The organism is Vibrio genomosp. F10 str. ZF-129, from assembly GCF_000287055.2.
Taxonomy (GTDB): Bacteria; Pseudomonadota; Gammaproteobacteria; order Enterobacterales; family Vibrionaceae; genus Vibrio.
This window is the reverse complement of record NZ_AJYQ02000019.1, coordinates 17,733-32,118: the sequence shown is the minus strand read 5'-3', so window position 1 is coordinate 32,118 and position 14,386 is coordinate 17,733. Positions and strand designations below refer to the sequence as shown.

9 protein-coding genes are annotated in these 14,386 nt (G+C 43.3%); 6 read left to right on the top strand and 3 right to left on the bottom strand.

Annotation, left to right across the window (positions count from 1 at the left end):
• Positions 1 to 9: 9 nt before the first annotated feature.
• Complete coding sequence (locus A1QO_RS03305) at positions 10 to 2,220, bottom strand: GGDEF/EAL domain-containing response regulator (RefSeq protein ID WP_017039684.1); 2,211 nt, start codon at positions 2,218 to 2,220, stop codon at positions 10 to 12.
• A 229-nt stretch (positions 2,221 to 2,449) separates the two neighbouring features.
• Positions 2,450 to 3,730 (bottom strand): DEAD/DEAH box helicase, encoded by a 1,281-nt coding sequence (locus A1QO_RS03300; RefSeq protein ID WP_017041067.1) that lies wholly within the window; start codon positions 3,728 to 3,730, stop codon positions 2,450 to 2,452.
• 227 nt (positions 3,731 to 3,957) lie between these two features.
• Here A1QO_RS03300 and A1QO_RS03295 point away from each other — a divergent pair, with 227 nt between their 5' ends.
• From A1QO_RS03295 to A1QO_RS03270, 6 genes are all read left to right on the top strand, one after another.
• Complete coding sequence (locus A1QO_RS03295) at positions 3,958 to 5,256, top strand: DEAD/DEAH box helicase (RefSeq protein ID WP_017038445.1); 1,299 nt, start codon at positions 3,958 to 3,960, stop codon at positions 5,254 to 5,256.
• Between the two features lie 248 nt (positions 5,257 to 5,504).
• Complete coding sequence (locus tag A1QO_RS03290) at positions 5,505 to 6,641, top strand: sensor histidine kinase (protein WP_017041066.1); 1,137 nt, start codon at positions 5,505 to 5,507, stop codon at positions 6,639 to 6,641.
• Positions 6,638 to 8,206 (top strand): response regulator, encoded by a 1,569-nt coding sequence (locus A1QO_RS03285; RefSeq protein WP_017041065.1) that lies wholly within the window; start codon positions 6,638 to 6,640, stop codon positions 8,204 to 8,206. Before A1QO_RS03290 ends, A1QO_RS03285 begins: the two co-directional genes overlap by 4 nt.
• Positions 8,207 to 8,274: 68 nt before the next feature.
• Positions 8,275 to 9,477: an ABC transporter substrate-binding protein gene (locus A1QO_RS03280; protein WP_017041064.1), complete on the top strand. Its 1,203-nt coding sequence runs from the start codon at positions 8,275 to 8,277 to the stop codon at positions 9,475 to 9,477.
• A 96-nt stretch (positions 9,478 to 9,573) separates the two neighbouring features.
• Positions 9,574 to 12,048 carry a hybrid sensor histidine kinase/response regulator gene (locus A1QO_RS03275; RefSeq protein WP_017041063.1) on the top strand — a complete coding sequence of 825 codons (2,475 nt, stop codon included), beginning with the start codon at positions 9,574 to 9,576 and terminating at the stop codon, positions 12,046 to 12,048.
• A 262-nt stretch (positions 12,049 to 12,310) separates the two neighbouring features.
• Complete coding sequence (locus tag A1QO_RS03270) at positions 12,311 to 12,922, top strand: YitT family protein (RefSeq protein WP_017034559.1); 612 nt, start codon at positions 12,311 to 12,313, stop codon at positions 12,920 to 12,922.
• A gap of 202 nt (positions 12,923 to 13,124) precedes the next feature.
• On the opposite strand, the gene A1QO_RS03265 is transcribed toward A1QO_RS03270, so the two are convergent.
• Positions 13,125 to 14,114: a rhodanese-related sulfurtransferase gene (locus tag A1QO_RS03265; RefSeq protein ID WP_017041062.1), complete on the bottom strand. Its 990-nt coding sequence runs from the start codon at positions 14,112 to 14,114 to the stop codon at positions 13,125 to 13,127.
• Positions 14,115 to 14,386: the final 272 nt, after the last annotated feature.

The window sequence follows — 14,386 nt, the reverse complement described above, 5'->3', positions numbered from 1 at the left end:
CAGGTCGTGTTAGGCTTTACTTTGTTTAAGCTCTGAAATGAGTTCTTCTAGAACCATCGCCTTGGCAAATAACCAGCCTTGACCTTCTTCACAACCAAAGGATTTGAGCTTTTCAAATTGCTCATCGGTTTCAATACCTTCAGCGGTGACTTCAAGGCCTAATGTTTGTCCAAGATTCACGATCATTTTGGCAATGCTGTCGTCTTCGTCCATCGCATCAACAAATGCTCTATCGATTTTTAATCGTGTTGCTGGCAATTTGTGCAGAACGCTGAGTGAAGAAAAGCCTGTTCCAAAATCGTCTATTGCGACTTTGCAGCCGAGCTTTCTTACCTCAGTCAGCACGTTGCAAATGTAATCAAAATCATTCGCCGCGACGGTTTCAGTGATTTCTAATTCCAATTGCTGTGGTGAAATCCCAGTACTTTCTAGAGAGTATTGAAGCGAAGAAATGAACCCCGAGTCTTCAAGTTGAGAGGGTGAAATATTAATAGCCATGCTGATGTCTTCAAAACCAGCCTGATTCAACTGCCTTAATTGCTCACACGATCGCTGCATGACAAAAGCACCGATGGTCAGCATCATTCCCGATTGTTCCGCGAGTGGTATGAACTGATCCGGTGGTATGAGATCACCACTGTCCGTTCGCCAACGCAGCAATGCTTCCATGCCCGTTATCGCTTTGGTTTCAAGGTGATACTTCGGCTGATACATAAGAAAGAGCGCATTTTTGGTCAGCGCCAATCTCAGCTGGGTCAATAGCTGTATTCTTTCCCGAGCACATTGCCCCATGTCTTGCGAGAAAGTCATTGCTCCGCCACGTTTATGGACTTTCGCTTGCTTGAGCGCGACCTGCGCATCTTTGAATAAGTCGGTTAGCTCTGTGGTGCGCTCTGCAAGTTTGACCAAACCAACACTGGCACTGAGTTTAAAAGGTTGTTCGTTGACGATGAATTCACTTTCGAATGTGTCAATGATAAGAGATGAGTTCACTTCCGATTCAAGGCCAATAAGCGCAAAGACATCACTGCTTACTCGAGCCAGAAAACATTGAGGAAAGCGGCTTGTTAACCGATTAATGACTTCTTTGAGCACCGAGTCGCCAAATTGATGACCGAAACTGTCGTTGATGGCTGAAAAATCATCGAGATCAATCAAGGCCAATAGAGAGGCTTCAGAATGATCGATTGGGCTGCACAGATATTTAAGTAGGTAATTAAGATTGGGTACCTTGAGTAAAGGGTCTGTATAGGCCTGCTCTTCAAGTTTGTTGTAGAGAAAGACATTATCAAAACCGACAGAGAGGTTGGCACAAAATACTTCGAGTAAATGTTGGTCGACGCTGTTTAATGGACGATCAATATCGACGTAGGCGGCGATTCCTCGCCCTCTGTCGGTAGAGAAGTAAAGGGTGAGCCCATCATCGACTAGGTTCTTTTTTTGTTGTAAGCAGTGTGTGAGCAATTGCTTTATTTTAGGCGATTTCAAACTGTCTAACGGAGCCTGAACCAGGTTACTGTATCGACCTGAAGCGGCAATAACATGAATATTGTCGGAATTGTCATGGGAACCGTCTTGAGCGCAGATTAATCCGTCGGGTTCTATTTGTATTAATGCACTAATTTGCTTAACGGCACCCTCAGCAAACAGCCTCATGCCATGGATATTTGCCATTTTCGTACTGGCACTGACGACATTTTCTAACCCCTGTCGCATGACTTTGTGCTGCCTAATTTGCTTGTAAGCACGTATGGCGCTGGTCAAAATAGTAAAAAGGCGAATGCGAGTTAAGTCAGATTTGGTTCGGTAATCATTGATGTCGTACTTTTTGATGGTTTCCATCTCTGGTGCATAACCGGGTTGTCCAGTACGCAGGACGATACGAACGTCATCTAGCATCAAATCATTGCGGATGGTATCGACCAGATCTAATCCAGAGTGCTCAGACTCCATAACCACATCCAATAACACGACACTGATGTCTTCTTCTACTTTGAGCAATGCCTCGGCTTCGGCGGCTGAGTAGGCGTGCAATAATTCTAGCGTTCGATCCTCGATCACTAAGCTGTTTAATGTAAGGTTAGTAGCAACATGGACATCCTCGTCATCGTCAACCACCAATATTCGCCAGTAATGAGAGTGATCAACCTCTTCAATATCGCCTTGTGTGTCGTCGATAATAGTCAATAACTCATCGTGAGCACTGTTTTCCTTTGGCATCCAATCTCCAGATAAATCTAGCGAGTTAATGTGTAATAAACTCAGTTTATTAGGGCTCAGCTTTACGTTAGCAGGCCCCTTATAACTGAGTAACTAACCTTAAGTAACCAACGTCTTTGAGTATAGAACGGTTTTTGGAGATGTGCCTGAACTGGGATAAAGAAGCGCCTTTAACCTTGTTTAATACAAGGTTATGTATGCATTAGTTTTTTGAGTTCCTGTAGGTGCGCTATTGCCCGTCACGACTTCTAAGTTTTGACGAGCGCTGCTGAAACTGTTTGATGCTTTTTTTGTTGTTGGTTCTGCGGTTCGCTTTCTTATCTCTTGGGGCTCGCTTACTCCCGCTTGACGATGGCTTATCAGTGACTGGAAAATCAGCCAGGGTTTGCGTGATAAGTGGGCGGTGAGTGCATTGGCGAATGGCGTGCAAATAGTCAGCCTCTCCATGGCACACCAATGAGACCGCCAGCCCTTGTTGTCCTGCTCTTGCGGTTCGCCCAACGCGATGAACATACGCCATCGGATCGGAAGGGAGTTCGAAGTTTATGACGACAGGAAGATGATCAATGTGAATTCCTCGGGCTAAAAGATCCGTTGCAATGAGAACTTGTATGGATTTGTTTTTGAATTGCTCAAGTGTGTATTCACGTTCTTGTTGAGTTTTATTACCATGCAGTGCAGCACAATCAATACCCGCTTTCGTGAGTTTTTTTGTCAGCGCATCGGCATTGTCTTTTGCTCCAATAAACACCAAAACTTGTTGCCAACCTTCACTGTGTATCTGTTGAATAAGTGCCTTGGCTTTACTGCCTTTGTTCACCAAGAAAAGCCTTTCTTCTATATTGTCAGCGACCTGGTTGGCCAACGTTACCTGGACATAAGAAGGCTGTTTTAACTGAGTATTAAGGCGCTCTTTGAGCTCATCGGGCAGTGTGGCTGAAAACATCATCGTTTGTCGATTGTTAGGCAGGGCATTGCTAATGGCTTGAATATCTGACCAAAACCCCATATCGAGCAAACGATCCGCTTCGTCAAACACGACGCTATGAATACCACTTACATCGAGGTGACGACTTTGAATCAAATCCAATAAGCGCCCGGGTGTGGCGACGATGATGTGTGGTGACGGTTGCAGTTGCTCTATTTGAATTTCTTTTTCGATGCCCCCACACACTGAGACAATCTTAACGCTCTGGGTTTGATCCAATTGCGCAATGTTGGTGGCAATCAGTTGTAGCTCTGTGGTCACTTGAGCCGCCAGTTCACGGGTAGGCACGACAATAATAGCGCTTGGTAACAATGCGTTGTGAGCATTTATCTCAAGTACTTTTTCTATAATGGGCAGGCCGTAAGCCAGTGTTTTGCCACTTCCTGTCTGAGCGATGGCAAGTAAGTCGCCCCCTTTTAAAGCGATAGGAATCGCCTGTGATTGAATGTCAGTCGGTGCACGAAACGAGCTAGGAAGAGCATGAATAAGAGTCGAACTCAAAGTTAGGCGAGAAAATGGCATTCACAGTACCCAATAAACGATATGGAAATTCTGGCCGCAACCTTACCATAGAGAGAATAGGGGGCCTATTGGTTTTCATTTTGCTCCTTTGCTGAGCGAAATTTATCCAATGAGAGGTCGAAGTCACAAAAATAGTGCCGTTCTAACGGGTATTGCTCTATAATCTTCGGCCTTATTTTTGGTTATGCTGTTTGTGGTCGTAGCCGTCAGATTTTAGGAACACAACAATGTCATTTTCATCTCAGAATTTTGCGCCAGAAATTGTGAAAGCACTGTCGGAGTGCGGCTACGAAAAACTAACACCGGTACAAAAGCAAGCCATTCCCCATGCTCGTCGTGGTCACGATATTCTAGCGAACGCCCAAACGGGAACGGGTAAAACCGCCGCTTTTTCTTTGCCTATCATTCAGCAATTGCTTGATAAGCCCAAAGCAAAGAATCGCCATCAAGCGAGAGCCCTTATTCTTGCGCCAACACGAGAATTGGTTGCTCAAATTGCGCAAAACATTGAAGACTACATTAAGTACACCGATCTTTCTGTTGCTGCGATATACGGCGGGGCGAAAATGTCATCGCAAGTAAAAAGCCTCCAGCAAGGTGTTGATGTATTAGTTGCCACACCGGGTCGATTAATTGAGCATTTAGATGATAACAACGTCTCATTGGTGAACTTAGAGTTCTTGGTGTTTGATGAAGCGGATCGCATGCTCGATATGGGCTTCATCTCCTCTATTGAAACCATTATGGGCGGAATCTCAACTAAGCCTCAAACTATGCTCTTTTCAGCGACGTTCTCGCCACAAATGAATAAATTGGCAGGCGAAATTTTGCGCCAGCCAAAACGCATTTCTGTCGCCAGAGAAAATGTGACAGCAGAGACCATTGCACATGTTGTTTACCCAGTTGATCAAGAGCGAAAACGTGAAATGCTCTCAGAGCTGATTGGTCGTAAAAACTGGAAACAAGTCTTGGTATTTGTTAACTACAAAGAAACTGCCAATATGCTGTTAAAAGAGTTAAAACTCGATGGCATTAAAGCCGTGTTATGCCATGGCGATAAGGCACAAAGTGCCCGTAGAAGAGCCCTGGAAGAATTTAAAGAAGGCAAAGCTCGCGTGATGATTGCAACGGACGTTGCAGCGCGTGGCCTAGATATTAAAGACTTGCCTCACGTAGTGAACTTCGACATGCCATTTTTGGCAGAAGATTACGTTCATCGCATTGGCCGCACCGGTCGTGCTGGTCAAAAAGGGCATGCCATTTCCTTTGTAAGCCGTGAAGAAGAGTTGACACTGCAGCAAGTTGAGTCGTTGATAGGTCATACGATTTATCGAGTAGAGCAAGCAGGTTATGAGCCAAAGAATCGTGATGCGCTGTTGGAAAAAATGCACTCCAAACCGGCGTTTAAAAATCGCAAAACAAGAACAAACAACCCATCTGACTCCAATCAAGGCTCAGCAGAAAAGCGAGCAAGATTGCGCAAGATGATTGTGAACAAAAACAAGCCTGCAAGCCTAAAGAAATAGCGGTTCTACGTTTCAAACCCTATATTTAAAAGCGCTAAGTTCAAATCAAAAACGCCGAAGACTATTATCTTCGGCGTTTTTTTATACTTCTAATTCGGTCATGACTTACAAAATGAGGCTTATACCAATCACAGAAAGAAGGTGATTAGAAATAGCGTAGGAAAAAGTTAAGCAACAAATTACTCATTAATTAGAAATAAGTGTCTGCTTGAACTAAATTAAATAGTAAACAAAACGTGTAGGTGCTTATGAGCGTTTCAAATTGGGCTGAACAGTATTGCTCTGGCTCGTCAGAGTTGCTGGTGCTTTATCATCCTGAACAAAATTATGTATGCCAAAGCAAAGGGCTATTGAAGACACTTTCGCCAGGCGCTTTAGATCAAGGCACTTTAGATCAAGGTGCTTTAGATATCCTGAGGTTTCTTTCAAACCTCACTCCTGAGCAATTAAACTCCCCCGACTTCAGCGGTTTTTCTATGAATCTAGCGGAAGTCACCTGCATCGACGGTCTTTATTTTTACCGCTTAAACATAGTCACACCCACACCTTCAAATGGGCAGAGTATCCAACCCATTCGCAACAAAGAAAACTTGACGTTCAATGAGCAAGCACGACTTCTGGAGAAAGCACAAAAAGAACTTATAGAGTTAGAGAAACTGGCTTCCTTAGGGGCGTTGGTGGCTGGCGTGACTCATGAAGTCAATACACCGATTGGCATAGGGGTCACCGCAGCATCACACTTATTATTGGAAACCAAATCCATTATCGAACGGTATGACAATAAGACGATGAAAAAGTCGCAGCTGGAAGACTTTTTAGAGGGCGCGTTAGAAAGCGGAGAAATCATTCAAGATAACTTGATGAGGGCCAGCGACTTAATTAAGAGCTTCAAGCAAATCGCGGTAGAACAAACTATTGATTCCATATTTGATGTGAATTTGAAAGAGACGGTGACCCACATCAAAAACAGTTTTCATCATAAACTCAAAAATAAGCCCGTCACTTTTGTGAATAATGTTGATAGTGATCTGGTGTTTAGAACATGTTCAGGGAAACTGAATCAAATCATGACGAACCTCGTCAATAACTCGCTTATTCATGGTTTTGATAAAGGCAATAAAGGCAGCATTGAAATTACCGCTAAACGTGAAAACGGACACATACACATTTGCTATTTTGATACAGGTAGCGGGGTAGACGACACGATACTCACTCAATTGTTTGACCCTTTTTTTACCACCAAAAGAGAGGAAGGTGGTACCGGGCTTGGCCTGAATATTGTCTACAATATTATCAAGCAACAAAATGGCCAAGTGGAAGTCAGCCACGTAAAGCCGTCGGGCCTTCAATTTAATATCATTCTGCCAATCGAGGTAAATCAATGAGCGATGATCTGTTTAATGATGATTTTTTTGCCGATGAAGAAGAAGCGCAGGATAAAGTGCCTCAAAAACCCTGGAACGTACTGATTGTCGATGATGATGAAGAGATTCATCGCGTCACCAAGATGGCATTGCGATCCTTTGAATTTGAAAATAGACCGCTGAACTTTATTAGTGCGTATTCCGCCAAAGAAGGAGAAAGCGCTTTTCTAACCAATCATGACATAGCAATGGTGCTGCTTGATGTGGTTATGGAAACGGATCACGCTGGGTTAGAGTTAGCAAAATGGATTCGAGATGAGCACGGTGATCTCAATGTTCGAATCGTGTTGCGAACAGGCCAACCAGGTCAATCGCCAGAGCAATCAGTGATTAAAGACTATGACATTAATGATTACAAAGCCAAAACGGAATTGACAGCGCAGAAACTCTACACCACAACACTTACCGCTTTGCGAGCCTATCAACACATTATGATTCTTGAGCAAAGCAAGATGGGGATGGAGCAAGTGGTCATTGCGACCAAAAATGTGATGGATAAATTGGGTTTTGTCGCGTTTTCAAAAGCTGCGCTCGATCAAATTATTACGCTTATTAATGTCAACGACACCATGCTGATTGACTTAACACCAATGACCAAGGCCCAAGTTTCTGGTACTCAAAATCAAGATGGAAAAAGTAAGGTAGATGTCATTTGTGGGACGGGTCTGTTTCAAAACACGCAGGATAAATACACGTGTTTAGAAGAGCTACCGTTTCAGTGTCTAGTCGCTAAGTCCCGACAAAATAATGGTTCGGTTTTTGATGGTGAAGAAATTCTTATTTACTGTAAAAGTGACAATCATGCGGTGGCTTTTTATATCGCCACGGGACGAGAGTTGGGGCAACTCGATCGTCATTTACTGGAAGTGTTTACCGAGAACTTAGTGGTGGGATTGAAAAATATTGACCTGAATGAGCAAATGAAAAACTCTCAAAGAGAGGTGATTTATCGATTAACCGAAGTGGTAGAAAGCCGTTCGAATGAAACCGGTTATCACGTTAAACGAGTTGCCCGTTATTGTGAATTGTTGGCACAGCTGTATGGTTTGAATGAAGAGCAATGCGAAACCATTTTATTTGCGTCGCCACTGCACGATATTGGTAAAGTGGGCACTCCAGACCGCGTTTTAAATAAACCCGCTAAGTTAAATGCAGAAGAATGGGCGATCATGCAAACTCATGCTGAAATTGGTCAGCAGATGCTACAGGGTTCTGAACTAGAGCTATTGGATGCGGGTGCAATCATAGCGGGTACGCATCATGAACGCTGGGATGGCAATGGCTACCCTAACGGTTTAAGTGGCGAAAACATCCCTATTTATGGAAGGATTTGTGCGCTGGCGGACATTTTTGATGCATTGTGTTCAAAGCGTGTTTACAAAGACGCTTGGTCAATTGAAAAAGTATTTGACTACATTGAATCCGAATCAGGGCTGTTTTTTGATCCAAAACTGGTAGAGTTGTTTTTACATAATAAAGCGCAGTTTTTAAATATAAAAGAAGAGCTTAAAGATCCTGAATGCTAACGCTCGACTATTTTCATTTACCCTCTCCCCTTGATGATAGGTAATGAATAAGAAATGGAATGGTTATTATGACTAAATGGTTGCTGGTTTTACTCACTGTATATTGTTCCGCTCTATTTGCTGCCGAACCCAACGTATTTCGAGTCTATTTAGATGCCGATAGAACAGGGCATATTGAATCAGCGCGATCAATTGAACAGGGGGTTCGTGTCGCGTTTTCGGAAGTTGGCGATCAAATTGGTGGTGTTCCGGTAGAGTTTGTCGTGTTAGATCATCGTGGGAATTCGCTTCGTAGTCTAAAAAATATGGAACGCTTTTCAAAAGACCCTAATGGGTTAGTGTATATCTCAGGAATACATTCACCGCCATTGATTAAATATCGTCAGTTTATCAATGAATCGCAGATGTTAACGCTCGTTCCTTGGGCTGCCGGTGCGCCAATTACTCGCTATCCATCTTCTGAAAACAATTTTGTTTTTCGCCTATCGGTTGATGACTCAAAGGTTGGCCGTATTTTGGTGAAACATGCGTTAGCCAATCAATGTCAGCAACCTCAACTTATGCTAGAGAATACAGCATGGGGAAAATCAAATTATGAAGCCATGAAATCAGCATTGCCTGAAGAACTGAAAGCCAAAGTGCAAGTCACTTGGTTTAATTGGGGGATTTCTGATATTGACGCAAGAATCAAAATTCGAGAATCCATCGACGCGAATGCCGATTGTTTATTATTAGTCAGTAACTCTAGGGAAGGTCGGTTGATTGTTCAGGGGGTGAGTGACCTTAAATTGCACATGCCGGTTTATAGCCATTGGGGAATTACCGGAGGAGATTTCGCGCAAAAAGTATCCCTTGAAATCAGAGACAATGCTCAACTGCATTTCATTCAATCTTGTTTCAATTTTTATAGCCAACAGAATAACGATTTTCAGCAAGATGTCTTCAAACGAGCTCAGGCTTTGTATCCCGACGATTATGCCACACGCAATATCGCTGCGCCTGCAGGCTTCGTGCACAGTTATGATTTGGCGAAGATTTTCCTTCATGCGGCAGACAATACGGGTTTAACCCACGATGCTAAATTGAATCAAAGGAAGCTAAAGGCATCGCTGGAGTCATTGACAGCCCCCATCCAAGGTTTGATTAAACAATACCACCAACCGTTTAGAGTCTTTAGCTCGCAAGACCTCGATGCGCATGAGGCGTTAGGGCCTGATGATTTGTGCATGGCTAAATACGATGAAAATAATGCGGTGAAAATAATTCACTGACTTGGGTATGTTGATTTTTCGAACAAAATTTAACCGCGAAAGAACAACACGCCGTAATGATGTTGCAATGGAATGTTGGAGTAAAACGAGACGCCTATGATTGAGCGTAAAAAGAATAGAGTGGATAAAAACACGTTTGGGTTCGACAAGAAAAATGGTATGCACCTCTTTTCGGCTTTTATCTTGTTGGGTGCTTGCGTGTTTTCAATAGTAAGTTTGTTTTTTGTCCAGAAGCAGGCAGAAGATACCGCACGCTTAATTGTAGATGAAAGTAACGCGGGGCGATTCTCTACGATTGAGAATTACACCAAGGAGTTCCTCAATTCCCATCAACAGACCCTAATAAAAATGGTGGAGCACCCGCTCGTTCGAGCTTCCACATTACAAGGTGTGGCGGATAAAATAGCGTTTGAAGATCAAATCGCTAAACTCAAAGTCACAGAGGTAAGCAGTTATTTTAGTGTCTATGATTTCATCGGTAATGAAATCTATAGCGAATCGATATTACCGGAAAATGTGGTCAATTATATTCAATCTGGCGTGAGTGATGAAAGTTTACTGACTTCTGTATCCTATTCTTTTTTCAAGAAAAATAGCGTTCGCTACATAATGATATCTGCGCCTATTCTTTATAATGGGCTTGCTGAGGGGTTAGGTGTTTATATTTCAACCGTCGATGAAAACAGGCTGAATTTAGGGCTGAGTGATGATGGTAGCTATTGGGTTGGCATAACCCAAGCTCGGTTAGGTTGGAAAATGATCGCTCCCGCAGGTTGGGAAGTCCAAACTTCTGAGATCCCAGAAAAAGCGCTCTCTGTCTCTTTCGCTTTGTCTCCTTCACTTTTTATCCATGCACAACAGTCACTGTTTAACAGTTTGCTTGTCGGTTTGTTGGTCGCCACCACGGTAGCGTTTTCTGCGTTGTTTCTTCTTGGTCGCCGAGTTCTGGTTTCCCCTTATCAGCAGTTGTATCGTTCTGAGCAAGAATTGATCGTTTATTCAGAAGCATTGAAACGTAAAGAAGAAGAATCGGCGCTCCTCGCTAGGGTGGCGAAGCATATGCGAGATGCTGTTATTTTCACGGACACAGAGACCAAGATCACTTGGGTGAATAATGCGTTTGAGAAAATGACAGGTTATGGGTTTGAAGAGGCAGTTGGAAGACGACCAGGAGAGTTGCTGCAAGGTGAAGGCACCGACAGAGAAACGACCCTGAAGATTCGAAAGGCGATCCAGAATCGCGAGTCTGCTTTTTTCGAAGTTATTAATTACACCAAGCAAGGAAAATTGTACTGGGTTGAAGTCGCCTTAACACCTCTTTACAACAAAGCAGGAGAGTTAGAAAGCTTTATGGGGGTTGAAAGAGACGTAACACAACGGGTTAATTTAGAAACGTCACTTAGACAAAAAGTGTTGGAAGCGGAAGCGGCGAATATCGCTAAGTCTCAATTTTTAGCGGCCATGAGCCACGAGTTACGAACGCCAATGAATGGTGTGTTAGGAATGGGCGAGTTGTTAAAATCGACCCAGCTGTCGGTTACTCAACAAGGACATGTTGATACTCTTTTACAGTCTGGCTCACACATGATCTCCGTCCTTAACGATATTCTTGATTACTCCAAAATTGAAGCGGGAAAACTCGATATATCGTCCCACAACTTTTCATTGATGAGTGCAGTGGATAAAGTTATCCATATGTATGAACCTCTTTGTCGCGAGAAAGGGTTGAACTTCGTTCAACAGACGCCTAGCCATAGTGATGAGATCATGGTTTGCAGTGATGAAAAGCGCATTGTTCAGATATTGCAAAACTTGCTGGGGAATGCGTATAAATTCACGTTAAAAGGAGACATCAAATTCGAGCTGAAGATTGTCGATAATGGGGTAAACAATAAAACCTTGTCGATTGCAGTAACGGATACGGGTATTGGTATTGCAAAAGACAAACTGGGTGACGTGTTTGAAGCTTTTGTTCAAGCGGACAGTAATAGCACTCGCAACTTTGGCGGCACAGGCCTTGGGCTAGCGATATGTAAAGAAATTGTCCACGAGATGGGAGGCCATATCCATGTTGACAGTGAATTAGGTATAGGCAGTCGGTTTAGTGTCGACTTACCGGTTACGCTGGTGCAGAGCCAAGGGCATGTCTACATGGCCGAGACCCCTATGTTCACAGGCAGTGGTTTAACGGTGCTCATTGTTGAAGACAATAGAGTTAATACCATCTTGCTCTCTAAGTTGCTTGAGTTACGAGGATTTGAATACGATACCGCGGAAAATGGTCAGATAGCGGTTGAGAAAACCCAGGCAGGTCACTTTGATTGTATCTTTATGGACAACCACATGCCGGTCATGGATGGCATCGAATCGACCACGTTGATTAAAAATCTGAAGCTGGATAAAGAACCTGTGGTATTCGGTTGTACAGCGGATGTATTTGAAGAAACCAGATTAGAAATGATGGCCGCTGGCTGCGTAGAGGTTCTGACTAAACCAATAGGCTTGCAGAAGTTAGATGAAGCTCTTCATCACTGGATGACGCAAAGGCAGTCGACTAACTGTTTATTGTAGTACTCAAGTTATTGCAGTACACGAGGTATTACAGTTTACGAGGTATTACAGTTTACGAGCGGTTCTAAACGACAGAAAGGCGATTTTTCACAAAAAAAGGATAGAGCTGTATAGATTTTTTAACACCCGCTTCACATCGAATTTATTAGTCCTTATCGACATTTTGTGCAATTGAAGCGATCTTAGCGTCCTTAAAAGCCAGAGCTTATGACTGAACTGGCGAAGTGAGTAATTTCAGTGATATTAATAAGGACATTCAAACATGGATAATGAACATTCTCTTCGCGAGAATCTCTTAGCGTTGATTCTGGGCAGTGCGCTTGTGTCACTCGGGGTGATATTTTTTAATCAGGTCGGTCTATTGACAGGTGGCACGGCTGGGCTGTCTATTTTTATCACCAAGATCTCGGATTACTCTTTTGGCCAAGTTTTTTTCGTTCTCAATCTGCCGTTTTATATTTTGTCGGTGACGCGAATGGGCTGGCGTTTTTCTATTAATACATTTGTTGCGGTGAGTATTGTCTCGTTTGCTGTTGATCACTTGTACCATGTGATTCAAATCGCTCATATTCAGCCGTTGTACGCTGCTCTGCTGGGCGGTGGACTGATTGGAATGGGCATGCTCGTCATTTTCCGACATAAAATGAGCTTAGGTGGTTTCAATATCCTCGCGCTCTACTTGCAAGAGCGTTTTGGTATTCGAGCGGGTAAGGTTCAAATGGGGCTTGATTGCTCGATTGTGGTGATGTCGCTGTTTATTGTGAATGTGGAACTGATATTGCTTTCAATCGTAGGGGCTATTGCGACGAACTTGATTTTAGCGATGAATCATAAGCCTGGCCGTTATCAGGCGGTGGTGAATAGTACGCCTTAGCTTTTGATGTGAAGCCTTTGATGTCAAACTTTTACGTAAAGCCTTTAAGGTAACGTTTTTAAGATAAAAAAGTGGTCTAGATAAAATCTAGACCACTTTTTTCGGGTAAGCCTTTTTTCGTTACAAGCCTTGTGCTCAAAAGCCTTACCTTAACACGCGAGTCTTCACAAACCTTGCAACCACTACACCCTGTGGTTTTCTTCTACTGTATTTTCTTCCCTGAGCGCTGCTGTTCTTTTAACGCCAGCTTTGCTTTTTTACGTTGTTCAATCAAATGGGCAGCTTCTCCGCCAACATGGGTTTCGCCACGTAAGTTAGATAATTGAACTTGCTTTTCACGTTCACGGAAGCGTGCTTTTTGCTCATCACTGTGTTTGTCAACGCACTTAGGGCAGCTCACGCCTTTTTCGAAATGCACCGATTCTTTGTCTTCATTAGTGATGGGTAAGCGACAAGCGTTACAAACATCGTAACCACTTTTTTCTAGCTGATGATTAACGGCTACACGTCCGTCGAACACGTAGCAGTCACCTTCCCATAGGCTTTCTTCTTCTGGTACATCTTCCAAATACTTGAGAATGCCGCCTTCCAGGTGGTAAACCTCTTCAAATCCTTGCTCTTTCATGTAAGCGGTTGATTTTTCGCAGCGAATTCCACCGGTACAGAACATGGCCACTTTTTTGTGTTTAGCCGGGTCCAAATTGTCGGCAACGTACTGTGGGAATTCACGGAATGTTTCAGTGTTTGGGTTTACTGCATTTTTGAATGTACCAATGTCGACTTCGTAGTCGTTACGCGTATCCACGAGTAACACATCAGGGTCGGAAATAAGCGCATTCCAATCGCTCGGTTTAACGTACGTACCCACCACATTAAGAGGGTCGATACCTTCAATGCCCATGGTGACGATTTCTTTTTTCAGCTTTACTTTTGTGCGGTTGAAAGGCTGCTCTTCGTTAAACGATTCTTTGTAAACAACATCGGCTAAGCGAGTATCTTGCTTGAACCATTCAAGTAATGTATTGATGGATTCACGTTTACCCGCAACTGTGCCATTGATTCCTTCACTTGCTAGTAACAAGGTACCTCTAATTTTATTGGCTTCAAGGAGTTCGGTGAGCGGTTGGCGAATTTCTTGGTAATCGTCTAGCGTGACAAACTTATAGAGTGCGCATACAACATAGTGAGACATGGTTTTTCCTTCTGCGAGCTGGAACGTAAATCCAGTGCGTGCCTTTTAGGCATATTAAAATCACGCGAAGTATAACCAAGCATCGCTAAGACAAAAACCCACACAAAATAGGGATATTTACCTTTTTCATTGTGGGAGTTAATGTGAGAGTTGTTGTGGGAGTTAATGTGAGAGTTGTTGTGGGAGTCGTTGTGGGAGTTGTTGTGGGAGTTGTTGTAAGAGTTAGTGGGCCAAACAACATGCTCCGACTGGATTGGCTTTGTTTAGGCACT

Coding starts and splice junctions, on each gene's coding strand:
- A1QO_RS03305 (WP_017039684.1), bottom strand. CDS start 2,220: ATGCCAAAGGAAAACAGTGCTCACGATGAGTTATTGACTATTATCGAC.
- A1QO_RS03300 (WP_017041067.1), bottom strand. CDS start 3,730: ATGCCATTTTCTCGCCTAACTTTGAGTTCGACTCTTATTCATGCTCTT.
- A1QO_RS03295 (WP_017038445.1), top strand. CDS start 3,958: ATGTCATTTTCATCTCAGAATTTTGCGCCAGAAATTGTGAAAGCACTG.
- A1QO_RS03290 (WP_017041066.1), top strand. CDS start 5,505: ATGAGCGTTTCAAATTGGGCTGAACAGTATTGCTCTGGCTCGTCAGAG.
- A1QO_RS03285 (WP_017041065.1), top strand. CDS start 6,638: ATGAGCGATGATCTGTTTAATGATGATTTTTTTGCCGATGAAGAAGAA.
- A1QO_RS03280 (WP_017041064.1), top strand. CDS start 8,275: ATGACTAAATGGTTGCTGGTTTTACTCACTGTATATTGTTCCGCTCTA.
- A1QO_RS03275 (WP_017041063.1), top strand. CDS start 9,574: ATGATTGAGCGTAAAAAGAATAGAGTGGATAAAAACACGTTTGGGTTC.
- A1QO_RS03270 (WP_017034559.1), top strand. CDS start 12,311: ATGGATAATGAACATTCTCTTCGCGAGAATCTCTTAGCGTTGATTCTG.
- A1QO_RS03265 (WP_017041062.1), bottom strand. CDS start 14,114: ATGTCTCACTATGTTGTATGCGCACTCTATAAGTTTGTCACGCTAGAC.